The sequence below is a fragment of the Nonomuraea dietziae genome, assembly GCF_014195505.1.
GTDB lineage: Bacteria > Actinomycetota > Actinomycetes > Streptosporangiales > Streptosporangiaceae > Nonomuraea > Nonomuraea roseola.
This window is the reverse complement of record NZ_JACIBV010000001.1, coordinates 2949635-2973999: the sequence shown is the minus strand read 5'-3', so window position 1 is coordinate 2973999 and position 24365 is coordinate 2949635. Positions and strand designations below refer to the sequence as shown.

At 70.9% G+C, this 24365-nt stretch carries 17 protein-coding genes and 1 pseudogene; 14 read left to right on the top strand and 4 right to left on the bottom strand.

Annotation, left to right across the window (positions count from 1 at the left end; genetic code table 11):
* Position 1 precedes the first annotated feature (1 nt).
* On the top strand, positions 2-3460 hold the full coding sequence (locus FHR33_RS14160; RefSeq protein WP_183647068.1) for a WD40 repeat domain-containing serine/threonine protein kinase: 3459 nt from the start codon (positions 2-4) through the stop codon (positions 3458-3460).
* Here the strand turns inward: FHR33_RS14160 and FHR33_RS14155 are convergent.
* On the bottom strand, positions 3436-5301 hold the full coding sequence (locus tag FHR33_RS14155; protein ID WP_183647065.1) for a beta-galactosidase: 1866 nt from the start codon (positions 5299-5301) through the stop codon (positions 3436-3438). The genes FHR33_RS14160 and FHR33_RS14155 overlap by 25 nt on opposite strands.
* An 86-nt stretch (positions 5302-5387) precedes the next feature.
* On the opposite strand from FHR33_RS14155, the gene FHR33_RS14150 reads away from it, so the two are divergent.
* The 11 genes and pseudogenes from FHR33_RS14150 to FHR33_RS14105 all read left to right on the top strand — a co-directional run bounded on the left by FHR33_RS14150 (position 5388) and on the right by FHR33_RS14105 (position 17701).
* Complete coding sequence (locus FHR33_RS14150) at positions 5388-7613, top strand: TIM-barrel domain-containing protein (RefSeq protein WP_183647062.1); 2226 nt, start codon at positions 5388-5390, stop codon at positions 7611-7613.
* A 2-nt stretch (positions 7614-7615) separates the two neighbouring features.
* Positions 7616-8902: an ABC transporter substrate-binding protein gene (locus tag FHR33_RS14145; protein ID WP_246451847.1), complete on the top strand. Its 1287-nt coding sequence runs from the start codon at positions 7616-7618 to the stop codon at positions 8900-8902.
* Complete coding sequence (locus FHR33_RS14140; RefSeq protein ID WP_183647056.1) at positions 8889-9752, top strand: carbohydrate ABC transporter permease; 864 nt, start codon at positions 8889-8891, stop codon at positions 9750-9752. The genes FHR33_RS14145 and FHR33_RS14140 overlap by 14 nt, the downstream gene beginning before the upstream one ends.
* Positions 9749-10561 (top strand): carbohydrate ABC transporter permease, encoded by an 813-nt coding sequence (locus FHR33_RS14135; RefSeq protein ID WP_183647053.1) that lies wholly within the window; start codon positions 9749-9751, stop codon positions 10559-10561. The genes FHR33_RS14140 and FHR33_RS14135 overlap by 4 nt, the downstream gene beginning before the upstream one ends.
* 29 nt (positions 10562-10590) lie before the next feature.
* Positions 10591-13425 carry a glycoside hydrolase family 3 protein gene (locus tag FHR33_RS14130; RefSeq protein WP_312895534.1) on the top strand — a complete coding sequence of 945 codons (2835 nt, stop codon included), beginning with the start codon at positions 10591-10593 and terminating at the stop codon, positions 13423-13425.
* Positions 13422-14525: an MFS transporter gene (locus FHR33_RS14125; protein WP_183647047.1), complete on the top strand. Its 1104-nt coding sequence runs from the start codon at positions 13422-13424 to the stop codon at positions 14523-14525. Before FHR33_RS14130 ends, FHR33_RS14125 begins: the two co-directional genes overlap by 4 nt.
* 38 nt (positions 14526-14563) lie before the next feature.
* Positions 14564-15316, top strand: coding sequence for an SDR family NAD(P)-dependent oxidoreductase (locus tag FHR33_RS14120; RefSeq protein ID WP_221241092.1), 753 nt, complete (start codon positions 14564-14566; stop codon positions 15314-15316).
* A 98-nt stretch (positions 15317-15414) separates the two neighbouring features.
* Positions 15415-15666 (top strand): metallothionein, encoded by a 252-nt coding sequence (locus FHR33_RS14115; RefSeq protein WP_183647041.1) that lies wholly within the window; start codon positions 15415-15417, stop codon positions 15664-15666.
* A gap of 45 nt (positions 15667-15711) precedes the next feature.
* A pseudogene (locus FHR33_RS50215) lies at positions 15712-16545 on the top strand (FAD-dependent oxidoreductase); the annotation flags it as partial.
* 61 nt (positions 16546-16606) lie between these two features.
* Positions 16607-17170: an oxidoreductase dimerization domain-containing protein gene (locus FHR33_RS50210; protein ID WP_246452841.1), complete on the top strand. Its 564-nt coding sequence runs from the start codon at positions 16607-16609 to the stop codon at positions 17168-17170.
* 150 nt (positions 17171-17320) lie between these two features.
* Entirely contained in the window at positions 17321-17701 is a 381-nt protein-coding gene (locus FHR33_RS14105; protein ID WP_183647038.1) for a DnaJ family domain-containing protein, read from the top strand.
* On the opposite strand, the gene FHR33_RS14100 is transcribed toward FHR33_RS14105, so the two are convergent.
* From FHR33_RS14100 to FHR33_RS14090, 3 genes are read right to left on the bottom strand one after another with little or no spacing between them, the layout of a single operon-like run.
* On the bottom strand, positions 17691-18581 hold the full coding sequence (locus FHR33_RS14100; RefSeq protein ID WP_183647035.1) for a carbohydrate ABC transporter permease: 891 nt from the start codon (positions 18579-18581) through the stop codon (positions 17691-17693). The genes FHR33_RS14105 and FHR33_RS14100 overlap by 11 nt on opposite strands.
* On the bottom strand, positions 18578-19567 hold the full coding sequence (locus FHR33_RS14095; RefSeq protein ID WP_376773145.1) for an ABC transporter permease: 990 nt from the start codon (positions 19565-19567) through the stop codon (positions 18578-18580). The genes FHR33_RS14100 and FHR33_RS14095 overlap by 4 nt, the downstream gene beginning before the upstream one ends.
* Complete coding sequence (locus FHR33_RS14090; RefSeq protein ID WP_312895533.1) at positions 19560-21212, bottom strand: extracellular solute-binding protein; 1653 nt, start codon at positions 21210-21212, stop codon at positions 19560-19562. The genes FHR33_RS14095 and FHR33_RS14090 overlap by 8 nt, the downstream gene beginning before the upstream one ends.
* 156 nt (positions 21213-21368) lie before the next feature.
* Here FHR33_RS14090 and FHR33_RS14085 point away from each other — a divergent pair, with 156 nt between their 5' ends.
* Positions 21369-22565 carry an ROK family transcriptional regulator gene (locus FHR33_RS14085; protein WP_183647033.1) on the top strand — a complete coding sequence of 399 codons (1197 nt, stop codon included), beginning with the start codon at positions 21369-21371 and terminating at the stop codon, positions 22563-22565.
* Positions 22566-22628: 63 nt separating this feature from the next.
* Positions 22629-24362, top strand: coding sequence for an ABC transporter ATP-binding protein (locus FHR33_RS14080; RefSeq protein ID WP_312895532.1), 1734 nt, complete (start codon positions 22629-22631; stop codon positions 24360-24362).
* Positions 24363-24365 lie beyond the last annotated feature (3 nt).

The following is a 24365-nucleotide window of genomic DNA, read 5'->3' as shown; positions in this document are numbered from 1 at the left end:
CGTGGGGGATCCTGAGCGCATCGGTGACTACTGGCTGGCCGGACGACTGGGCGAGGGCGGCCAGGGGGTCGTCTACGAGGCCTACGACGGTGAGGGCCGCAGGGTCGCGGTGAAGGTGCTGCACGCCGCGGGGGCGGGACGGCTGGCCAAGGAGGCGAGCGCGGCCGAGCGGGTCGCCCCCTTCTGCACCGCCCGCGTCCTGCACGTCGAGACCGAGGGGCCCAGGCCGCACATCGTCTCCGAGTACGTGGAGGGCCCCAGCCTGCGCGCCGCCGGGCGCGTCTTCTCGGGCGACGACCTGCACCGCCTGGCGACCGCCGTGGCCACCGCGCTGACCGCCATCCACGAGGCCGGAGTGATCCACCGCGACCTCAAGCCCGACAACGTGCTGCTCGGCCCCGACGGGCCCCGGGTGATCGACTTCGGCATCGCCAGGACCACTGGCATGTCGCTGACCAGGAGCGGCGAGGTCGCGGGCACGCCCAGCTACATGGCGCCCGAGGTCCTCACGGGTGCGCGCGCCACTCCCGCGGTGGACGTCTTCGCCTGGGGCGCCGTCGTGCTCTTCGCCGCGACCGGCCGCGACCCCTTCCACGCCGACCACCTGGGCGGCGTCATGCACAGGGTGCTGTCGGACTCCGCCGACCTGAGCCCGCTGCCGCCCGAGCTGCGCGCGCTGGTGGGCGCGGCCATGGACAAGGAGCCCGCCGCCAGGCCGACCGCGCGCGAGCTGCTGCTCGCCCTGGTCAGCGGCGGCGCCCGCGACACACCCGGCCTGCTGGCGGCAGGAAGCCGGACGGCCAGGGGCGTGCACGTCCACGACACGGACGATCCCTCGCTCGGCACCATCGCCGAGGACGCCTACACGGGGCTCGGCCCGCGCGAGCGCGAGCTGGCCGCCGAGGTCTTCCTCCGCCTGGTCGCCGTCGGCGACGACGGGCAGGAGACCGGCAGGTGGGCGCCCAGGGCCGAGCTCGTGGACGGCAGGCCGCAGGAGGCGGTCGAGCGCATCCTGCGCGCCTTCTCCTACGTCGTCACCGAGAGGGACGGCCTGGTCGCGCTCTCCCGTCCGGCGCTGCTGCGCGCCTGGCCGAGGCTGCGCAGGTGGGTCGAGGCGGACAGAGAGGGCCTCGCCGTCCTCAACGGGCTCAGCGCCGCCGCGAGGCAGTGGGCCGAGCACGGGCGCCGCGACGGCGACCTGTTGCAGGGCAGCCGCCTGGAGAACGTGCTGAACTGGGCGGCCACCGGCCGTAAGCACGTCACCCTCACCCCCACCGAACGCGACTACCTGCGCGCCGGCACCGAGCTGACCAGGAGGCGGACCCGCCGCCGCAGGCTGACCACGCTCGCGCTCGCAGGGTCGCTGGCCGTGGCGCTGGTCGCGGGCGGCCTCGCGCTCTGGCAGGGCAGGAGGGCCGATGCCCAGCGCGACACGGCCACGGCCAGGAACGTCGCGCTGGAGACGGCCGCGCTGCGGGCGGGCGACCCGGTCAAGGCGATGCTGCTGGCCGTCGCGGCCTGGCGGATCTCGCCGGGCCCCGACACCCGCTCGGCGCTGATGTCGGCCTTCCAGCAGAGCGAGCGGGCGGCCTTCCGCGATCCGCCGGTCAACGGGGTGGCGCGGCGGGTGCTCAGCCACGACGGGCGCTCGCTGGTCAGCGTCAGCGAGAGCGGCGTGGCCGTCCACGACGTGCGGACCGGCGCAAGGACGGCCAGCTGGGCCGTACCCGGCCTGGAGAGCGAGCACCTGTCGGGCGTGTCGGTCAACGGCAGCGGACGCAGGGTCGCCGTGACGACCGACAAGTGGATCACCGTATGGGACGTCGCGACGGGCGGGCTCGTGGCGCGCAAGGCGATGCCCGAGGGCTCCGGCGGACGCTCGGCGGAGTACGGCGACAGCGAGTCCACGCTGGCGGTCAGCCTCACCGACGAGGTGATCCACCTGTGGGACCACGAAGCGGACCGCACGTTCGGCACGCTCCTCGACGAGGGGTACGTCGGGCGGCAGCACCCGCTCGTCGACAGGAAGGGACGGCTGCTCGTCGTGCCGGGCGATCCGCGCTTCTACGTGCGCCGCCTGCCCTCCTGGACCACCGACGACCGGCTGAGCGCCGCGTGCGAGGACCAGCCGTACGCGGCGGCCTTCAGCCCCGACGGCGCGACCCTGGCCTGCGCGGGCAGGGAGATCAAGCTCGTCGACCCCGCGACGGGACGGCAGCGCCCGCTTCCCGGAGGCGAGCACGAGTACTGGCCGGCCGCGCCGTCCTGCGAGCTGTGCGGGGCGACGGCCAGGGGACTGCGCTTCAGCCCGGACGGCCGCCACCTGGCCGCCTTCGCCGACCGCTCCCTGCGCGTCTGGCGGGTCGCCGACCAGCGGGAGATCCTCGCCTACCGGGCGGAGGGGGAGGTGAGCGACGTCCGCTTCGACGGGCAGGACCTGCGCTACCTGCTCGACGACACGGTCGTCACTCTCGACCTGACCCCGCGCGTCACCGACTTCCGCCTGGACCGCGCCCCGTACGGCACCCGGCTCAGCCCCGACGGCCGGTGGGCGGTGACCATGCCGGACGACCACACCACGGTGCTGTGGGACGTGGCCCGCCGCCGCAAGGTCTGGGTCCTCCCCGCCACCGGGCAGGCGACCTTCGCGCACTCGGGCGATCGGCTGCTCACCGTCGCCGACGACGGGCCGATGACGCTGTGGGACCTGAGCACCCGCCGGCGGCTCTGGACGGCGCCCCAGCCGTACGGCATGCCGCCGTCCGGGACGCAGTTCACCCGCGACGGCGGCACGCTCGTCGTCACCACCGCCCTCACGCAGGCGCCCGTCGACTTCAGGCTGACCAGGATCGACGCCAGGACAGGTCGCCGGCTGGCCACCCTCAGGACCCGCAGTCCCGGGGGTGTGCTGACGCCCGACGGCAGGCGCGAGGCCTCCTTCGACGGCCGCTTCTACGACGTGGCCACCGGCAGGCCCCTCGGCGACGGGTTCGGCGAGGGTGTCCTGGCCATCAGCGACAAGGGCGTCATGGCCGTCAGCGGCGACAGCATGGGCAGGATCGCGCTGCGCGCGATCGACGCAGGCGGCAAGCCGTCGCCGCTGCTCAGAGGCGTGGCCGAACGGGTCGCGCACCTGGCCTTCTCGCCTGGAGGCGACCTGCTGGCCAGCGTGGGCGACGCCCCCGGCACCCTGCAGGTGTGGGACGTGGGGGCGCGCAGGCGGCTCGGCGGCGCGATGAGCGCCTACTTCGCGGGCGTGCCGGGCGGCGGCGGGGTGGCCTTCAGCCCCGACGGCGGCCTGCTCTACGTCGCCGAGGCCGACGGCCTGGTCCACGAGTTCGTGGTGGACCCCGCCAGGATGGCGCGGCTGGTCTGCGGGCGCGCGGGCAGGGAGCTCACCGAGACCGAGTGGCGCGAGCACTTCGACGAGGTGCCCTACCGCGAGGTCTGCGCCGGATAGAGGCGCACCTGTCCTGGCTCCAGGCGGAGTGGCCCGCCGCCAGGGCCCGCGACGGTGTGCGGCAGGTCCGTGTGGTTGATCGCGAACACGGTGTCGCCGCGCCTGACCAGCTCGACGGGCGAGTCCGGCATCGCCAGCCCCGCCTGCCGCAGCACCCACGCGTATCCGGCGTCGTCGAGGCGGGTGGACAGGTAGAACGCGCCCCGCCTGCGGGTGATCGCGGGAGCGCCGTCGGGGTAGGCGGTCACGGCCGTCGCGCCCTCCAGGTGGACGACCTCGCTCCACAGCGTGCCGGTCAGGCCGTGCGTCAGCGACACCGGCCCGTCGAGGGGGCGCAGCTCCTCCACCCTGACGCCCAGCACGTCGCGCAGGGCTCCGGGATAGCCGCCCAGCCGTACCCTGGCGTGCTCGTCGGCCACGCCGCTGAAGAAGGAGACGACCAGGGTCCCGCCCGCCTCGACGTAGCGGGCCAGGTTGGCGGCGTCGGCGTCGGAGAGCAGGTAGAGGCTGGGCACCAGGACCGCGCGGTAGCGCGACAGGTCGGCCGAGGGCGCGGCGAAGTCGGCGGTGTGGCCGTGGTGGTAGAGCACGCGGTGGGCCTGCCGCAGCGCGTCGAGGTAGTCGAGCTCGAGGGAGGGCAGGCCGGGCGATCCCAGCGCCCACCACGCCTCCGCGTCCCAGAGCAGCGCGACCTCGGCGGCGACCTCGCCGTCGGCCTCGGTGTCCGAGAGCAGCGCGCCGAGCTCACAGATCTCGCCGAACAGGCGGGAGGAGGGGCCCGCGTGCGGCACCATCCCCGCATGCCACTGCTCGGCGCCGCCCCTCGAGGCGCGCCACTGGAAGAACAGCACGCCGTCCGCGCCTCTCGCCACGTGCTGCATGCTGTGCCTGATCGTCTCGCCCTCGCGCTTGGCCACCATCCGGGCGCCGGTGTAGACCACCCCCGCCGCCTGCTCCATCAGCAGCCACGGCCGTCCTCCCGCCCACGAGCGCGCCAGGTCGGCGGCGAACGCGCCCTCCTCCACGGCCGTCGTGCCGGGTCCCGACGGGTAGTGGTCGATCGCGACCACGTCCACCTCCCTCGCCCACCTCTGGTGGTTCACCGGCACCCAGTCGCCGAAGACGAAGTTCGTGGTCACCGGCAGGTGCGGGGTGAAGGACTTCAGCAGGTCCCGCTGCGCGGTGAAGTGGCCGAGCAGCTCGTCGGACAGGAAGCGCCTGAAGTCGAGGGCCTGCGAGGGGTTGGGCAGGTACTGGGTGGCGCGCGGCGGCGTCACCTGCTCCCACGCCGAGTAGCCCTGGCTCCAGAACGCGGTCGTCCACGCCTCGTTCAGCGCCGCCAGCGCGCCGTACCTGATCTCCAGCCATTGCCTGAACGCGGCGGCCACGTGGTCGCAGTGGCACCGCGTCCCGTACTCGTTGTGCACGTGCCACATCGCCAGCGCCGGATGCGCGTGGTAGCGCTCGGCCAGCGCCCTCGCGATGGACATCGAGGCCTGCCTGTACGGCGGCGCGCTGACGCAGTAGGTGTCCCTGCTGCCGTGCGTCAGGCGCGTCCCCTCGGCCGTGACCGGCAGCGCGTCCGGGTGCAGGAGTGAGAACCACGGAGGGGGAGAGGCGGTCGGCGTTGCCAGGTCCACCTGGACGCCGCCTTCGTGCAGCAGGTCCATGACGGTGTCGAGCCAGGTGAAGTCGTACACGCCCGGCGAGGGTTCGAGCCTGGCCCACGAGAAGACGCCCACGGTCACCAGGTTCACCCCCGCGCGCCGCATCAGCGCGACGTCCTCCTTCCAGACCTCCTCCGGCCACTGCTCGGGGTTGTAGTCGCCGCCGTAGAACATCGCGCTCCCTGGGATTTCCGTTGACGTTTGTTGGTATAGCAAGCAAACTAATTAAAGCTCAACGCAGCCCCTCGAAGGAGTGCCCCATGCCGTACCGGCCCCCGCTGGTCCCCCACGAGTACTTCGTCGCCGACCCGCCCGAGTTGCCGGTCCGCGAGCGCGGCGAGGAGGGGCTGTCCGCGGTGACGCGCGCCGAGGTCGTCGCCGCCGACGGGGAGGGCGTCACGCTCAAGGCGTTCACCGGCGCGGAGGAGACGTTGGTGGTGCAGGTGGGAGCGGCGGGCGAGGGCGTGATCAGGGTGCGGCTCGCCCAGGACGCCGACGCCCGGACCCGCTCCTCCCGCGCCATCGCCCTGGTCAGTCCCGGCGCCCACCCCGCCACACTGGAGGGGCTCGACGGCGGCTCCGGCCGGCTCGTCGTGGACGCGGGAGCCGTCCGCGCCGAGATCACGCTGGCCCCCTTCCACCTGCGTTTCACCGACGCGGCCGGCGGGCTGCTGACCGAGCAGGACCCCGGCCACACCGACATCAGCGGCAGGCTCAGGACCCTGCCCTTCGGCCGCTCCCTGGCCACGGGCCCCGTCGCCTACCACGAGAGCCTCGTGGCGGCGCCCGACGAGGCGTTCGCGGGCTTCGGTGAGTCCTTCACCCCGCTGGACAAGCGCGGCCAGCGCCCCCTGATGTGGAACTTCGACGCCTTCGGCGCCGAGTCGCAGCGCGCCTACAAGAACGTGCCGTTCTACCTGTCGAGCAGGGGCTACGGGCTGCTGGTCGACAGCGGGCTGCCGACGGAGTTCGACGTCTGCCAGACCACGCACAGCACCGTGCAGATCATCGTCCCCGACGACCTCATCGACTACTACGTCATCGCGGGGCCCACCCCCTCGGAGGTGCTCGACCGGTTCGACCTGCTGACCTGCCGTCCGGCGCTGCCGCCGAAGTGGGCGTTCGGCACCTGGATCTCCTCGGGCTTCTTCGTCGACACCCAGGAACGCGTGCTGGACAGGGCGAAGAAGATCCGCGAGCGCGGCATCCCCTGCGACGTGCTCCACCTCGACACCTACTGGCAGACCGAGGGCCACTGGTCCGACCTGCGCTGGGACCCCGACCGCTTCCCCGACCCCGACGCCATGCTGGCCGAGCTGGACGGGATGGGCTTCAAGGTCTGCCTCTGGATGAACCCCTACGTCTCCCACCTCAGCCCGCTCTTCGCCGAGGCCACCGACTACTTCCTGAAGAACCAGGAAGGAGAGGTGTACGTCGCGGACTGCTGGCACGGCTCCTACCCCGCCTGCGCCTTCGTCGACCTCACCAACCCCGAGGCGGTCGCCTGGTTCCAGGGACTGCTCAGGCCGCTGCTCCAGCAGGGCGTGCAGGTCTTCAAGACCGACTTCGCCGAGGGCGTGCCGCACGACGCGCGGGCGCACAACGGCATGAGCGGCCTCGAACTGCACAACGTCTACTCGCTGCTTTTCAACGACGCCGTGGCGGAGGTCACCAGGGAGGTGCACGGTCACACCCTGGTCTGGGCCCGCTCCTCCTTCCTCGGCGGCCAGCGGCACAGCGCGCAGTGGAGCGGCGACATCGCCACCAGCTACGCCGCCATGGGCTCGACCATCCGCGGCGGCCTGTCGCACGGCCTGTCGGGCATCCCGTTCTGGAGCCACGACGCGGGAGGTTTCACCGGCACCCCCTCCGACGACCTCTACGTGCGCTGGGCGCAGTTCGGCGCGCTGTCGCCGCTGGTCCGCTTCCACGGCACGACCAGCCGCGAGCCGTGGGAGTTCCCCGCCGTCGAGGAGGAGGTCAGGGCGGCGATCAGGCTCAGGTACTCGCTGATGCCCTACCTCTACTCCGCGGCCGTCGAGTCGGCGCGCACCGGGACGCCCATGATGCGCGCGCTGTGCGTCGACCATCCGGACGACCCCGTCGCCTGGCGCGCCGACCTGGAGTACCTGCTGGGCCGTGACCTGCTCGTGGCGCCCATGACCTCGCCCACCGGCGAGCGCCAGGTCTACCTGCCGCAGGGCGACTGGGTGGACTGGTGGAGCGGCGAGACGCTGACCGGCGGGCGCTACGTGACCGTGATCAAGCCGCTCGACCAGATCCCGCTGTTCGTCCGGCACGGCGCCCTGATCCCGACCGCCGAGCCCGGCGACACCGTGGGCGACCACCCCGAGATCACCGTCGTCTCCTTCGGGGACGGCGACGGCCGTACCACCATCCACGACACCGACGGGGAGACCACGGTCACCCGCACCCGCGGTGTCCTGACGAGCACGGGGCCCAAGCGGGTCTCGTTCAGGAGATGACGATGCGCAGACTAGCGCTGGCCGTCGCGGCCACCCTGGTGCTGACCGCCTGCGGCGCCACGGCCGAAGCCCCCTCACCGCAGGAGGCCAAGACCCTCACGTTGTGGCACTACGAGGGCCCCGACAGCGCCATGGCCAAGGCGTGGGCCGAGGCGATCAAGAAGTTCGAGGCCACGCACCCCGGCGTGAAGGTGAAGTTCGAGGAGAAGGGGTTCGAGGCGATGCAGAAGACCGCCTCGCAGGTGCTCAACTCCGACGCCGCCCCCGACCTGACCGAGTACAACAAGGGCAACGCCACGGCGGGCGCGCTGGCCAAGGCCGGACTGCTCACCGACCTCAGCGCCGAGGCGGCCGAGCGGGGCTGGGACAAGCTGCTGACCGGCAGCCTGCAGACCACCGCCAGGTACGACGAGCGCGGCATCATGGGGTCGGGCAACTGGTACGGCGTGCCCAACTACGGCGAGTTCGTCATGGTCTACTACAACAAGAAGCTCTTCGAGAAGGCCGGGCTCGAGGTGCCCACGACCTTCGAGGAGTTCACGAAGGTGATGGACGCCTTCGTCGCCAAGGACCAGACACCGCTGGCCATGGGCGGCGCCGAGTACCCCGCCCAGCAGGTCTTCTACCAGCTCGCGCTCAGCAAGGCGCAGCGCCCGTGGGTCAACGCCTACCAGCTCTACCAGGGCAGGACCGACTTCAAGGGCCCCGAGCTCACCTACGCCGCCCAGACCATGGCCGACTGGGTCAAGAAGGGCTACATCAGCAAGGACGCCGCCGGGCTCAAGGCCCAGGACATGGGCGACGCGTTCATGGCCGGCAAGTTCCCGATGATGGTGTCAGGCAGCTGGTGGTACGGCACCGTGCAGTCCACGGTGAAGGACTTCGAGTGGGGCACCTTCCTGTGGCCCGGCAGCCGCATGGCACCGGGCTCCAGCGGCAACCTGTGGGTCGTGCCCGAGCGCGCGAAGAACAAGGAGCTCGCCTACGACTTCATCGACATCACGATGAGCAAGGAGATCCAGAACCTCCTCGGCAACTCGGGCGGCATCCCCGTGGCCGCCGACACCTCGGCCATCACCGACCCCAAGAGCAAGGAGCTGATCGAGAACTTCGGCAGGCTCGCGGGCCAGGACGGCCTCGCCTTCTACCCCGACTGGCCCGCCCCCGGCTACTACGACGTGCTCGTCGCGGGCGTGCAGGAGCTCATCAACGCCACCAAGACGCCGCAGCAGGTGCTCGACGAGCTGGCGGGGCCGTACAACGACAACCTCGCCGATGTCGGCGACTAGGGCGGGCAGGGGCTACTGGCTCTACCTGGCGCCCAGCGCGGTGCTGATCCTCGCCGTCATCGTCGTGCCGTTCGGCATGAACGTGGCGGCGAGCTTCACCCGCTGGTCGGGGGTGGGGGCGCCGCGCTGGATCGGCCTCGACAACTACGCGCGGCTGCTGAGGGACGAGCGGTTCTGGCAGTCCTTCCAGCACAACGTGGCGCTGATCGTCGCCATGGCGGTCGTGCCGACGCTGCTAGGCCTGGTGCTGGCGGCCGCGCTGTTCACCCTGCGCGGCAGGCGCCTGCCCAGCGTGCTGCGCGCCGCCTACTACCTGCCCCAGGTGCTGCCGGTGGCGGTCGCGGGCGTGGTCTGGGGCTGGCTGCTCAACCCGTCGTACGGCGCGCTCAACGAGCTGCTCGGCCCGCTCGGCCTGGACCGCAACTGGCTCGGCGACCCCGGCTACGCCCTGCCCACCGTCATGGCCGTCATGGTGTGGTTCCAGCTCGGCTACCCCGTCGTGATCTTCATGGCCGGGCTCCAGCGCGTCGACCCCGCCCTCTACGAGGCCGCACAGCTCGACGGGGCCTCCTGGTGGCGCAGGTTCTGGCACGTCACGATCCCGCAGATCAGGCCCGAGATCTTCGTCGTGCTGCTGACCTGCACGATCGCCGCGCTGAAGGTCTTCGGCCCGATCTACGTGCTGACCAGGGGAGGGCCTGGCAACGCCACGATGGTGCCCTCCTACTTCTCCTATCTCAACTTCTTCGAGCGGCTCAACGTCGGCTACGGCTCGGCGATCGCCACCGTGCTCGCGCTGGTCATCCTGCTGGTGACCGTCGCCTTCCTACGCCTGCAGGAGCGCGAATGAGAAGGGGCGCCCTGACGGCCTCGCTCGCCGTGCTCGCGCTGGCCATGGTCGCGCCGTTCGTGATCGTCGCGCTGAACGCCGTCAAGTCCAAGCGCGACTACACCGCCAACGGCCCCTTCTCCCTGCCCGAGGGGCTCTCCCTCGAGGCGGTCGCCGACTTCTGGACCAGGGTCGACTTCGGGGAGAAGCTGTTCAACAGCGCGCTCATCAGCGGCAGCGTCGCCGTGCTCGCGGTGCTGCTGTCGGTGCTGAACGCCTACGCCATCGGCATCGGCAGGGTGCGCGGCAGGATGTGGGTGCTCGTGGTCTTCCTCGCGGCCAACACCCTGCCGCAGGAGGCGCTGGTCTACCCGCTCTACTACCTGGCCAAGGCGACGGGCCTCTACGACACCAGGCTGGCCGTGATCATCATCTTCACGGTGATCCAGTCGGCCTTCGGCACCTACCTGCTCAGCGCCGTCCTCGGCCAGTTCCCCAGGGAGATCCTCGACGCGGCCCACATCGACGGCGCGGGTCGTTTCAGAGCGCTGTGGTCGGTGGTGGTCCCGATCAGCCGCCCGACGCTGAGCGTCCTGATGATCTTCTTCTTCATCTGGACGTGGAACGAGTTCTTCCTGCCCCTGATCTTCCTGGTCTCCAACGACAACCAGACCGTGCCCGTCGTCCTCGGCCTGCTCCAGGGCGAGAAGATGATGGACGCCACGATGTCCAGCGCCGCCGCGCTGCTCGGGATCGTCCCCGCGGTCGCCTTCTTCCTCATCTTCCAGCGCACACTCACCCGCGGCGTCACCGTAGGAGCGATCAAGTGAAGCGAGCTCTCTTAGCACTTGCCCTCGTCGTGTCGTTGTCGGCCTTCACGACCGACGCGCCCGTCTACCAGGATCCGTCCAGGCCGCTGGCCGAGCGGGTGGAGGACCTGCTCGGCAGGCTCACGCCCGACGAGAAGATCTCGCTGCTGCACCAGTCGCAGGAGGCGATACCGCGCCTCGGCCTGCCGTACCACAAGAACGGCACCGAGGCCCTGCACGGTGTGGGCTGGTCGAACGACCACGGCGACGGGTGGAAGCAGAAGTTCGCCAGCGGCACGATCTTCCCGCAGGCCGTCGGCCTGGCCTCCACCTGGAACCCCGAGCTGATCAAGCGGGTCGGCGCGGCCACCGGCGACGAGGTGCGCGGCTACGCGGCCGAGAATCCCGAGCTGTGGGGCACGCAGGTGTGGGCGCCGGTGGTCAACCTGTTGCGCGACCCGCGCTGGGGACGCAACGAGGAGGGCTACTCCGAGGACCCGCTGCTGACCGGCGCCATCTCCACCGCCTACGGCAAGGGGCTGTCGGGCGACGACCCCGTGTACCTGAAGACGGCCCCCGTGCTGAAGCACTACCTGGCCAACAACAACGAGTACCAGCGCTCCCTGACCTCCTCCAACCTGCCGCCCAGGGTCAAGCACGAGTACGACGAGGCCGCCTTCAAGCCCGCCATCAGCGCGGACGCCGCCACGGGGGTGATGGGCTCCTACAACCTCGTCAACGGCCGCCCGAACACCGTCAACCCCGACCAGGACGAGGTCGTGCGCACCTGGACCGACAAGGTCCTCTACAACGTCAGCGACGCGTGGGCGCCCCAGGCCCTCTACCAGGTCGAGAACTACTACCCCGACGAGCCGACCTCCTACGCCGCCACGCTCAAGGCCGGCCAGGACAGCTTCACCGTCGACGGCATGGACACCGCCCCGATGACCGCCTCCATCAAGGCGGCGCTGGAGCGCGGCCTGATCACGCAGGCCGACATCGACACCGCCGTACGGCACGTCCTGTCGATCAGGATCAGGCTCGGCCACGCCGACCCCGGTGGCGGCCCCTACGCGAAGATCACCAAAGAGGTCGTGGACTCGCCCGCGCACAGGGCGCTCAACAGGCGCACCGCCGCCGAGGCCATGGTGCTGCTGCGCAACGACGGCAGGCTGCCGCTCGACCAGGACAGGACCAGATCCGTGGCGGTCGTCGGACCGCTGCAGGACAGGCTGCACCGCGACTGGTACGGCGGCGCGCTGCCGTACCAGGTGACCCCGAAGCGGGCTCTGGCCGAGCGCGCGCAGGTGACCGGGCTCGACGCGCTCGACAGGGTCGCGCTCAGGCACACCGCCACCGGCAAGTACGTCACCGCCTCCGCCGACCTCGCGCAGGCCGTCACGGTCGGATCCGACAGGACGGCCGCCGCCCAGTGGGACCTCACCGACTGGACGGGCGGCGTCTCCACCCTGCGCAACGCCGCCAGCGGCAAGCTGCTGACCGGCAACTGGGGCACCTTCCTCGCCAACTCCGACGAGCCCGACGGCTGGTTCGTCCAGCAGCAGTTCCGCTTCGAGAAGCAGGGCGACGGCTCCTACCTGATCCAGTACGTCGGCTACGAGGTCAACGAGAGCTGGTGGTCGATCCCCGAGCACTACCTCACCGTCCGCGAGGACGGCACGCTGGCGATGGGGGCGAAGGCCGACGCGGCCCGCTTCGCCATGGAGGTCGTCTCCGACGGCGTGAAGCAGGCCGTCGAGGCGGCCAAGGGCGCGGACGCGGCGGTCGTGGTGGTGGGCAGCCACCCGTTCGTCGCGGGACGCGAGCTCCACGACAGGGCCGACCTCACCCTCGGCGCCTCCCAGCTGCGCCTGATCGAGGCCGTGCAGCGGGCCAACCCGAACACGGTCGTGGTGCTGGAGACGAGCTACCCGGTGACGGTCACCGCCAAGGCGCTGCTGTGGACCACGCACGCCGGCCCGGAGACGGGGCACGCGGTGGCCGACGCGATCTTCGGCGAGGTCAACCCCGCAGGACGGCTCACCCAGACGTGGTACCGCTCCAGCGACCTGCCTGACATCCTCGACTACGACATCACCAAGACCGGGATGACCTACCTGTACCACCGGGGCGACCCCCTCTACGCCTTCGGTCACGGCCTGTCCTACACCACGTTCGGCTACCAGGGACTGAAGGTCACCAAGGACGGGCAGGTCAGCGTCAGGGTCACCAACACAGGGTCGAGGGCGGGCGACGAGGTCGTCCAGCTCTACACCCACCAGCAGCGCTCCCGCGTGGTCCAGCCGGTCAAGCAGCTGCGCGGCTTCCAGCGCATCTCGCTGCGGCCCGGCGAGAGCCGCGAGGTGCGGTTCACGCTCAAGAAGGAGGACCTGGCGCTCTGGGACGTCACCAGAGGCAGATGGACGGTCGAGAGCGCCACCCACGACGTGCTGGTCGGCGGCTCGTCCTCGGCGATCAGACAGCGCGCCACCCTTCAGGTCGCGGGGGAGCGGATCCCTCCGCGGGAGCTGTCGAAGCCGACCAGGGCCATCGACTTCGACGACTACAAGGGCGTGCGGCTGGTTGATCTCAGCAAGGAGCGCGGCGAGGCCGTGGGCGGCAAGGCGGGGGACTGGCTGGCCTTCAAGGACTCCAGGCTGGGCTCGACCTTCACCGCGCAGCTCGCCTCCGTGACCGGCGGCTCCGTCGAGGTGCGGCTCGGCTCGCCGACGGGCAGGCTGCTCGGCACGCTCCAAGCGCCTGCGACGGGTGATGTCTACACATACGCTACGGCCATGACACCGATCACTCCGGTCCGTGGCGTCCACGACGTCTACCTCGTCTTCACCGGCGACGTCAGGGTCGGCACCTTCACGCTCGCATGACGCTGGCCAGGCTCGTCGCGGTCTGCGCGGTCTGGGGTGTCTTCTGGGGGTCGTGGTCGGCGCTGCTGCCGGCCGTGCAGACCCAGGTCGGCGCCACCAACGCGGACCTGGGTCTGGCGCTGGCCGGTGTGCCCGTGGGCGCCATCCCCGCGATGGCGCTCACCGGCCGGCTGGTCAGGGGCAGGGAGCGGATCGCGCTGGCCGTCAGCACCGCGCTGTTCGCGCTGGCGGCGGCGGGCATCGGGCTGGTCACGACCCCGCTGGCGCTGGGCCTGGCCCTGGTCGGGCTCGGCGCGGCCAGCGGCGCCCTCGACATCGCGCTCAACACCGCCACGGGCAGGGCCGAGCGTGAGTCCGGCGGCAGGCTCTTCCAGACCGTGCACGCCGCCTTCCCCGTCGCCGTGATCGTGGCCGCTCCCGCCACGGGGCTGGCCCGCTCTCTCGGGTACGGCCCCGCGCAGGTGCTGGCGGTCATCGCCGTCCTGGTGCTGGCCTGCGCGGCGCTGGCGATGGGGCTGCCGCTCGGCAGGGGCGTGCAGCCGGTGGCCGACAGCAGACCGAAGGGGGCCTGGCGGCACGCCCTGCTGCTCGGTGTGCTCGCCGCGTTCGCGCTGATCATCGAGAACTCGGTCGAGCAGTGGTCGGTCCTGCTGCTGGAGGACTTCCGCTCGGCCTCCGCGCTGCTGGCCAGCGCGGCGCCCGCCGCCTACATGGGCGCGCTCACCGCGGGCCGCCTGACCGCGCAGGCCTTTCCCAGGCTCGGGCTGCGCCCGCTCTACGTGCTGGCGGGGCTCGGCGGCGGTGGCGGCATCGTCCTGGCGGGGCTGGCTCCCACGGCCTGGCTGTCACTGGTCGGGTTCGCGATCACCGGGCTCGCGCTCGGGCCGCTGGTGCCCGCGATGCTCAGCAGGGCCGCGGTCGGCGACGAGGAAGGGACGCTGGTCTCGGCCGTCTCGACCATCTCCTACACCGGGTTCGTCATCAGCCCGCTGCTGGTGGCGGGGTTGAGCGCGGCGTTCTCGCTGCCCGTGGCGCTGGCGCTGCTCGGGGCGCTCGGCGTGCCCCTGCTCCTCGGATATTTGACCGTTCGTTCCAGATAGGGCATATTCAAGACCACTCGTTCTCGATAGGAGTGGTCATGCGTTTCAACGGCAAGGTCGTACTCGTCACCGGCGGCGGATCGGGCATCGGGAGGGCCGCCGCCCAGGCGTTCGCGGCCGAGGGGGCCACGGTCGTGGTGGCAGGGCGCGGCGCCGAGCCGCTGACCGGGACGGTGAAGCTGATCGAGCACGCCGGCGGGTCGGCGAGCCACGTGATCGCCGACGTGAGCACCTCGGGCGGCGCCGCGGCGATGGTCGAGCAGACGGTCGCCAGGCACGGCCGCCTCGACATCGCCTTCAACAACGCGGGCGTCTTCGCCGGCGGGGCGGTCACCGACCTGGACGAGGCGACCTGGGCCCGCGTCATGGACGTGAACGTGACAGGCGTGTGGCTGTCGATGAAGCACGAGATCGAGCACATGCGCCGCTCCGGCGGCGGCGTCATCGTGAACACCGCCTCCAACCTGGGCGCGCACAAGCGCTACAGCGGCATGGCCGCCTACATCGCCTCCAAGGCCGCGGTGAGCGCGCTGACCAAGGCCGCGGCGCTGGAGTACATCGCCGAGGGCGTGCGCATCAACGCCGTCAGCCCCGGCCCCGCGGCGACCGCGATGTCCATGCGCCCAGGGGAGAGCGTGGAGCAGCGCGACGAGCGGATGAGGTCGGCGGTGCCGGTGGGCAGGGTCGGCAGGCTGGAGGAGATCGCCGCGGCCGTGCTCTACCTGGCCTCTCCCGAGGCGGGCTTCACCGTCGGCACCGACCTGGTGGTGGACGGCGGCGCCACGCTCTAGCCCCGCCGGTAGATCATCGGCCAAGACTTCGCCGGAGGCACGCATGCGCCGCCCCACCTGGGTATCTCCGCTGGAGGATCCCTGATCGGAGGAGCGACATGGCCGTCTGCGAAGTGTGTGGAAACGACTACGACATGAGTTTCGAGGTGCACGCCCAGGGCGCGGTGCACACCTTCGACTCCTTCCAGTGCGCCATCCAGGCGATGGCGCCCATCTGCGAGCACTGCGGCCAGAAGATCATCGGTCATGGCGTCGAGGCGAACAGGCGCTGGTTCTGCTGCGCCCACTGCGCCAGGCAGGAGGGGGCGACGGCGATCGTCGACAGGGTCATGGCGGGAACCTCGGCCTAGCCCGCCTGATCGGTGCCGTTCTCCCGGGCGTCCGCGCGTGTTGCAATGGAACTGCCGGCGAACCGCCGGGAGAGTCCATCGGCTGGGAGGCCTGCACCGATGTACGACTTCGATCTCCTTGTGCTCGGGTCGGGTCCCGGTGGGCAGAAGGCGGCCATCGCCGCCGCCAAGCTCGGCAGGCGCACGGCCGTCGTCGAGAAGACGCACATGCTGGGCGGGGTGTGCATCAACACCGGCACGATCCCGTCCAAGACGCTGCGCGAGGCCGTGCTCTACCTCACCGGCCTCAACCAGCGGGAGCTGTACGGCGCCAGCTACCGGGTGAAAGAGGAGATCACCGTCGCCGACCTCGGGATGCGCACCCAGCACGTCATGGGGCGCGAGATCCAGGTCATCCGCAGCCAGCTGGCCCGCAACCACGTCACCCTGCTGCAGGGGACGGGCCGCTTCCTCGACGCGCACACCATCGGCGTCACGGGCGAGGAGGAGCGGAAGGTCACGGCCGAGAAGATAGTGATCGCCACCGGCACGTCGCCCGCCCGTCCCTCCACCGTGGAGTTCGACGACCGCACGGTCATCGACTCCGACGCGATCCTGCACCTCGACCGGGTCCCCGAGACGATGGTCGTCGTCGGGGCGGGGGTCATCGGCATCGAGTACGCCTCGATGTTCGCCGCGCTCGGCACCAAGGTGACGGTCGTGGAGCGTCGCGAGCGGATGCTGGAGTTCTGCGACCTGGAGATCGTCGAGGCGCTCAAGTACCACCTCAGGGACCTGGCCGTCACCTTCCGCTTCGGCGAGAGCGTCGCCGCCGTCGAGCGCAGGCCGCGCGGGGCGCTGACCCTCCTGGAGAGCGGCAAGAAGATCCCCGCCGACTGCGTCATGTACTCGGCGGGACGCCAGGGCAAGACGGCCGAGCTCTGCCTGGAGGCCGCGGGCCCTGTCCGCCGACGATCGCGGCCGGATCAGGGTCGACGCCGACTACGCCACCCCCGTCCCGCACATCTACGCCGTCGGCGACGTGATCGGCTTTCCCGCGCTGGCGGCCACCTCGATGGAGCAGGGCAGGCTCGCCGCGCAGCACGCCTGCGGCGAGCCCGTCCCCGACATGAGCGAACTGCAGCCGATCGGGATCTACACCATCCCGGAGATCAGCTTCGTCGGGAAGTCGGAGGACGAGCTGACCCGCGAGAGGATCCCGTTCGAGGTGGGCATCTCCCGCTACAGGGAGCTGGCCAGGGGCCAGATCATCGGCGACTCGTACGGCATGCTCAAGCTGCTGGTCTCCTCGGAGGACAGGCGGCTGCTCGGGGTCCACGTGTTCGGCACGGGCGCCACTGAGCTCGTGCACATCGGGCAGACCGTGATGGGGTGCGGGGCGACGGTCGACTACCTGGTCAACGCGGTGTTCAACTACCCGACGCTGGCCGAGTCGTACAAGGTCGCCGCCCTCGACGCCATGAACAAGATGCGCGCCATCGCCAGGCTCACCGCCGAGATGTGACCACATCCCTCGGCCTTACTCGATCTGGGAACGGTCGCCCCCGCCACGCCCTCCCTCAGGGTTGTTCCCGCGCTGGCCGCCTCCGGCTGAGGGGGCGGGGCCGGCGCGTGTCAGGATGGAGAGGTCCCTTGAGACGCGGGAGGAACGCCCATGACCGATCGCTTCGAGACGTTGATCGACAGGCAGATCCGCGAAGCGCAGGAGCGCGGCGAGTTCGACAACCTTCCGGGCGCGGGCAAACCGCTGCCCGACAGGAACGAGATCGCCGACGAGCTGTGGTGGGTCAAGAGGAAGCTGGCGGAGGAGAACCTGTCCATGCCGCTGCCGCCCTCCCTGGCCCTGCGCAAGGAGGCCCACGCCGCCCTGGCGCAGGCGCGGGGGGCCACCACGGAGGCCGAGGTCAGACGCATTCTCGAAGAGATCAACGAGAAGATCGTCGAGGGCAACCGCAAGGCGATGTCAGGGCCGCCGCTCAACCTGATGCCCTACGACATCGAGGAGTTCCTGGACGAGTGGCGCCTCAGCCCTTGATCGCCCCGATGATCACTCCCTTGGTGAAGTGCTTCTGCACGAACGGGTAGACCACCAGGACCGGCAGCAGCGCCACCACCACGATCGACATCTTGATGGCCAGGTCGGGCGGCAGCGCCCGGCCCGCGATCGTGGTGTCGCCGCCCTGGCCGACGAACATCGACTGGCCCTGCAGCACGTACTGCCTGAGCACCATCTGCAGGGGCCACTTGGCGTTGTCGTTGAGGTAGAGGACGGCGTCGAAGAAGTTGTTCCAGTACCCCACGGCGTACAGCATCGCGATCACCGCCGTGACGCCCTTCGACATGGGCAGCACGATCCTGCGCAGGACGGTGAACTCGCTCGCCCCGTCGATGCGGGCGCTGTCCATGACCTCCTGCGGGATGCTCATGAAGAACGCGCGCATCACCACCAGGTTGAAGGCGGCCACCGCGCCGGGCAGGATCAGCGCCCAGTAGGAGTCGATCAGCCCGATCGAGCTGACCAGCAGGTACTTGGGGATGATGCCGGGGCTGAACAGGAAGGTCAGCAGCACCAGGAACAGCAGCGGCCTGTGCATCACCGAGCCGGGCCGCGACAGGCCGTAGGCGGCCAGCGCGGTGACCGTGACGCTGATCAGCGTGCCGACGACGGTGATCCCGACGCTGACCATCGCCGCCCTGCTGACCACGCCGCCGGAGAACAGCTCCTGGTAGGCGCCCAGGGACAGCTCGCCCGGCACGGTCACCAGGCCGCCGGCCCTGGCCACCGCGTCCTGGGTGGACAGGCTGGTCAGCACCACCATGTAGAGGGGGAACAGCACGCAGACCGCGATGGCGGTGAGGATCGCGCCCTTCGCCAGCCGTCCGAGCCTCGAGGGCTTCTCTTCCCAGACATTCATGATCGCTTGTAGATTCCCTGCTCGCCGAAGCGGTGGGCCAGCTTGTTGGCCACCAGGATGAGGATCAGGCCGACCAGCCCCTTGACCAGCCCGGCCGCCGCGCCGTAGCTCCACTCGCCGGTCAGCATCGTGCGCCAGTAGACGAAGGTGTCGAGCACCTCGGCGGCGTCGCGGCCGACCGCGTCCCGCTGGAGGAAGAACTGCTCGAAGCCGACGTTCAGCGCGTCGCCCAGCCTGAGGATCAGCAGCAGGATGATCACCGGACGCAGCCCCGGCAGCGTGATGTGCCACAGGCGCCGCCAGCGGGAGGCGCCGTCCACGGCCGAGGCCTCGTAGAGGTTCTGGTCGATGGCGGCCAGGGCGGCCAGGAAGATGATCATCCCCCAGCCGGCGTCCTTCCACACCGACTCGGCGGTGACCAGCATGACGAAGGTGTCGGGGTTGGTCATGATGTCGACGCCCTGGTAGCCGTTGGCGCGCAGCGTCTGCGCCAGCAGTCCCGCGCCTCCGAACATCTGCTGGAACAGCGTGACGACCAGCACCCATGAGAAGAAGTGCGGCATGTAGACGATGTTCTGGATGAGCATGCGCAGCCGCCTGCTGGCCACGCTGTCCAGCAGGATCGCCAGCGCGATCGGCACGGGGAAGTAGAAGATCAGCTGGAAGGCGGTGATGAACAGGGTGTTGAGCGTCGCCTGCCAGAAGCTCTCGTCCATGAGCAGCCACTGGAAGTTGGCCAGGCCCACCCAGGGGCTGTCGCCGATGCCCACGTAGGGCGAGTACTCCTGGAAGGCGATCACGTTGCCGAGCAGCGGCACGTAGTGGAACAGCAGCAGCAGCCCGATGGCGGGGAAGACCATCAGCAGCAGCTGCCAGTCGCGCCGCAGCCTGACCCGCAGCGCCGACGCCTTCCCCCGGCGGCGACCGGTGCCTGCGGGCGAGGTCAGGTCGCCCGCAGGCCCGGAGCGTTCGGCCTGCTCAAGCACGGCCGTTGTCCCGCAGGACCTTCATGTAGAACTCGCGCGCCTCGTCGCCTCCGTCGCGCTTCCATTCGGTCACGATCTGCTTGGCGTCGCCGACGGGGCGGCGTCCGCGCATGATGTCGGTGAACTTGTCCTCGGTCGGCACCTGCAGGCCTGAGTACTTGGAGGGCCGCTGCACCCTGATGCCGTCGAAGGGGGTCTTCTCGATGAAGGGGAAGGTGGCGTTCTGCCACTCCACGTTGGCCTTGGCCGCCTCGGGGAAGGGCCAGTCCACGTACAGCGGGCGTCCGCCGAGGAAGCCGTAGGTGTAGGCGACCTCCTTGGTGCCGAGCTCGGTCAGCTTGGGGGTGCCGGCGGCGTCGAGCTCGAAGTGCTTGCCCCTGACCCCGAAGTTCGACAGCTCGTACTCCTTGGTCCCGTACGGCGCCGCGCACCAGTTCAGGATCGACAGCAACTCCTCGACCTGCGCCTTGGGCAGGCCCTTCCTGATGAAGGTGAAGATGCCTGCGGCGTTGTTGTGGTACATGATCGGCGTCCCGCCGTCGTGCGCGAACACGGGGAAGGCGCCCAGCTCGAACGACGGGTTCTTGGGTGTGTGCTGCTGCAGCAGCTCCTTCCAGCCGCCGAGGCCGTCGCGGTAGACCACGATCTTGCCGGCGGCGAAGAGCTCCTTCTCGTTGGCGCCCTTGCTGCTGGCCACGTCGGGATGGATGAGCTCCTCGGCGAAGAGCTTGCGCATCCACTCCAGCATGAGCTGCCACTCGGGCGTCTCGTACTTGTGCACGAGCTTGCCGCCCTCGAGCCGCCAATCCTGGGGCACCTTGAAGATCGGCCAGGCCATCTCGTGGATGTCGCCGAACGCCCAGCGCCTGGCCTTGGGGTCGGTGATCTCCTTGCCGAGCTGGTAGAGCTCCTCGGCGCTCTTCGGGCTCTGGTTCCATCCGTTCTTCTCGAACTCGTCCTTGCGGTAGAGCAGCGCGAAGGGGAAGGGCTCGGTGGGGTAGGGGACGCCCATGAGCTTGCCGTTCCACACCGACCACTGCCAGGCCGCCGTCGGCAGGTTGGCCAGCAACGCGTACGGCTTGGCCTTGTCGCCCTGCAGGTAGGGGGTGAGGTCCTCGAAGGCCCTGTCGACGGCGGTGTTGAAGTCCGCCATCTTCTCGATCTCCCAGCTGGGGATGACCATGAGCTCGGGCACGTCGCCCGCCGCGAGCCTGGCGATGGCCTTGTCGGCGTAGGTGGTGCCGTCGGAGATCTGGAACTCGACCGTCGCGCCGATGTCGGCGTTGACCGCCTGGAAGTAGGAGTTGCCGGCCAGCCCAGGAGGAGGGGGACCCCACAGCGGGGTCATCGCCTTGTAGGAGCCACCCTTGCCCGCCTTCTGCGTGAGCGCCGCCGCGGGACTGGCGGGGTAGCGGGTGAAGCCGCCGCTGATGTCGGGGACGCCCGGCAGGGTGGAGACGGTGCCAGGCAGGTCGGGCTTCACCCCCGCGAACGGGACGTAGGTCGGGATGAGGGTCTTGAGCTTGTCGGCCGCTGCCGCGGTGGCGCCTCCGGAGCCTGGCTTGCGGGTGCTGGGCGTGGCGCAGCCGGCCAGGGCCAGGGCGCTCATGCCCACCAGCCCGAGGAATCCGCGGCGAGTGGTCACGGCGTGCTCCCTCCATGTAAGGTTAGTTCGTCTGCTAGCCAAACAAATTAGTCCAGTGGCACCGCTCCCACAAGGGAAAGGCGTCACGGATTGGTGAACGGGCGCGCTGTTGCGGCATGATGGGGCCTGCCAGGCCGATCGGGAACGGGGCTGATCTTGATCACTTCCTCAACAGGCCCTCGGCCTGCGGACTTCGGCGACGTCCGGGCGACCAATCTGGCCGTCGTGCTGAGGTTCGTGCGGGACAACGCGCCGTGCTCCAGGGCGGACATCGCCGCCTCGACGGGGCTCAACAAGGCGACGGTCTCCAGCCTGGTGGCCGACCTCATCGACCGCAGGCTCGTGCGCGAGACCGGCCTGACGGAGAACCGCGTCGGACGGCCCGCCACCATGCTGGTCCTCGACGGCTCGCCGTACGCGTCGATCGGTCTCGAGGTCAACGTCGACTACCTCACCGCGGTCGCCGTCGACCTGTCGGGAGAGCGGCTGCTGTCGTGGCGGCGCGCCTTCCCCGGCGCCACCGCCACGCCCGCCCAGGCGGTCGCCGCGGTCGCCGCCCTCACCAGGCGCGTGGTCAACCGCATGACCAAGGACCAGCGGCAGGTGCTCGGGGTGGCGGTCGCCGTACCCGGGCTGATCGGCACCGACGGCACGGTCAGGGTGGCGCCCAACCTCGGCTGGCACGAGGTCGACCTCGCCGGCGACCTGGCCAAGGCGCTGCGCGATCCCGGCTTCCCCATCCAGGTCGAGAACGACGCCAACCTGGCGGTCCTGGCCGAGCACCGCTTCGGGCCGCTCGGCGGCACGCCCAACCTGGTCTATCTGACCGGCGAGGTGGGCGTCGGCGCGGGCGTCATCCTCGACGGACGGCTGCGCCGCGGCGGCCAGGGCTTCAGCGGCGAGATCGGGCACATCCAGATCGACCCGCAGGGGCCGCGGTGCCGCTGCGGCCGTACGGGCTGCCTGGAGGCGGTGGCGGGCATCGGCGTGCTCGTCTCCACCACCGACCCCGCTGAGGTGGAGTCGGAGATCGACGAGGTCGTCCGCAGGGCGAAGGCGGGCGACGCGGCGACCCTCGACCAGCTCGCGACGGTGGGCCGCGACCTCGGCAGGGGCATCGCGATCGCGGCCAACCTGCTCGACCCCGACGCGGTGATCCTCGGCGGCTACTACGTGCCGCTCGCACCCTGGCTGCTGCCCGCGGCGGCCGATCAGGCGCGGGCGCTGAGCATCGCGGCCGACTTCGGCGGCTGCGAGATCGTCGCCTCCACCCTCGGGTACGGCGCCGCCGCCCTGGGCGGGGCGGCGCGCGTGCTCGACTCCGTCGACTCGGGCCGCCTGCCCTCCCCGTGACCCGGCCATTAGGTTAGGCTTACCTTATGTTTGCCTGATCTTGGCGACCGGAGGGACGAGCAAGTGCCCATCAACGGCCGTGACGTGCTGCGGCGCGCCGTCACCGGACAGTGGAAGCAGTCCGCGGCGGGCGCCCTGCTCGCCGCCGGCCACCAGACCGGTGAAGCCCTCGTCCCCGTCATGGTGGGCGTGGTCATCGACGAGGCCATCTCGCCGGGCGACGGCGGCGCGCTCCTGCTCTGGATCGCCGCGCTCGCCGTCGTCTTCGCAGGTCTGTCCTCCAGCTACCGCTTCAGCTTCCGCGCCGCCGAACGGGCCTCCGAGCAGGCCGCGCACCGGCTGCGGATCGAGCTGACCGAGCGCGTCCTCGAGCCCAGGGGCGGGGCCGAGACAGGGCGGCTGCCAGGCGAGCTGGTCGCCGTCGCCACCTCCGACGCCAAACGGGTCGGCGCCGTCAACGTCGCCATGGCAGCGGCCGTCGCGGCGCTGGCCGGCCTGCTGGCGGGCGGGATCGCGCTCCTGCGGGTCTCGCTCCCGCTGGGGCTGCTCGTCCTGCTGGGCATTCCGCCGCTGCTGATGCTCGCGCACCTGCTGGGCAAGCCGCTCGAACGGCGCAGCGGGGCCGAGCAGGAGCGCGCCGCCCGCGCCTCGGGCGTCGCGGCCGACCTGATCGCGGGGCTGCGGGTGCTCAAGGGCATCGGCGCGGAGAACGCCGCCGTCGCCAGGTACCGCCGCACCAGCAGGGACGCCCTGGCCGCCACTTTGCGGGCGGCCCGCGCCCAGGCCTGGCACGACGGCGGCATGCTCGTGCTGACCGGCCTGTTCATCGCCGTCGTCGCGCTGGTCGGAGGACGACTGGCCGCCCAGGGCGACATCACCGTCGGCCAGTTGGTGGCCGCGGTCGGCCTCGCGCAGTTCCTGCTCAGCCCTCTGTCGATCCTGGCGTGGGCCAACGGCGAGTTCGCGCAGGGAAGGGCGTCGGCCGCGCGGATCGCCTCCGTGCTGTCCTCGCCGCCCGCCGTGACGGGCGGCCAGGCCACCCCCTCGCGTCCGGTCAGGGGTGCGATCGCGCTGCGCGAGGTCTCCTACGGCGCGCTGCGGGCGGTCAGCTTCGAGGTGGCTCCTGGTGAGCTGCTGGGCGTCGTGACGAGGGACGCGGCGGTGGCGCACGCGCTGCTGCGGGTGCTCGGCAGGACGGCCGATCCGGACGCGGGGGTGGTGGAGCTGGACGGCGCGCCGCTGACCGGCCTCGACCCCGCCGAACTGCGCCGCGCGATCGTGGTCGCCGAGCACGACGCCGACCTGTTCGAGGGCACCCTCCTCGACAACATCACCGCCGCCATCCCGGTAACCGGCACCCCGGCAACCGGCACCCCCTCGGCGTCCGCGCCGCCGGAGACGCCGGCTCCCGAGACGGCGATGGTGGCCGCGGGGGCCGATGAGGTGGCAGGCGCGTTGCCGTACGGCCTGCTGACCCCGCTGACCGAGCGGGGCCTGTCGCTGTCGGGGGGCCAGCGCCAGCGGGTGGCCCTCGCCCGGGCCCTGGCCGCCGACCCGCCCGTGCTGGTCCTGCACGACCCCACCACCGCCGTCGACGCCGCCACCGAGGCAAGGATCGCCGACGGCGTCAGGGCCGCCCGACAGGGCCGGACGACGATCATGGTCGTCACCAGTCCCGCGCTGCTGGCCGCCGCCGACCGCGTGGTGTTCGTGGACGGCGGCGGCCCGCCCGCCTGCGGAACCCACGCCGAGCTCGTCGAAGGACACGAGACCTACAGGGCCACGGTCCTGACGTGAGTG

What these genes read in the sequence shown, in the direction of transcription:
- FHR33_RS14155 (WP_183647065.1), bottom strand. Translation starts at nt 5,301, where the DNA reads ATGTTCTACGGCGGCGACTACAACCCCGAGCAGTGGCCGGAGGAGGTC.
- FHR33_RS14150 (WP_183647062.1), top strand. Translation starts at nt 5,388, where the DNA reads ATGCCGTACCGGCCCCCGCTGGTCCCCCACGAGTACTTCGTCGCCGAC.
- FHR33_RS14145 (WP_246451847.1), top strand. Translation starts at nt 7,616, where the DNA reads ATGCGCAGACTAGCGCTGGCCGTCGCGGCCACCCTGGTGCTGACCGCC.
- FHR33_RS14140 (WP_183647056.1), top strand. Translation starts at nt 8,889, where the DNA reads ATGTCGGCGACTAGGGCGGGCAGGGGCTACTGGCTCTACCTGGCGCCC.
- FHR33_RS14135 (WP_183647053.1), top strand. Translation starts at nt 9,749, where the DNA reads ATGAGAAGGGGCGCCCTGACGGCCTCGCTCGCCGTGCTCGCGCTGGCC.
- FHR33_RS14125 (WP_183647047.1), top strand. Translation starts at nt 13,422, where the DNA reads ATGACGCTGGCCAGGCTCGTCGCGGTCTGCGCGGTCTGGGGTGTCTTC.
- FHR33_RS14120 (WP_221241092.1), top strand. Translation starts at nt 14,564, where the DNA reads ATGCGTTTCAACGGCAAGGTCGTACTCGTCACCGGCGGCGGATCGGGC.
- FHR33_RS14115 (WP_183647041.1), top strand. Translation starts at nt 15,415, where the DNA reads ATGGCCGTCTGCGAAGTGTGTGGAAACGACTACGACATGAGTTTCGAG.
- FHR33_RS14105 (WP_183647038.1), top strand. Translation starts at nt 17,321, where the DNA reads ATGACCGATCGCTTCGAGACGTTGATCGACAGGCAGATCCGCGAAGCG.
- FHR33_RS14100 (WP_183647035.1), bottom strand. Translation starts at nt 18,581, where the DNA reads ATGAATGTCTGGGAAGAGAAGCCCTCGAGGCTCGGACGGCTGGCGAAG.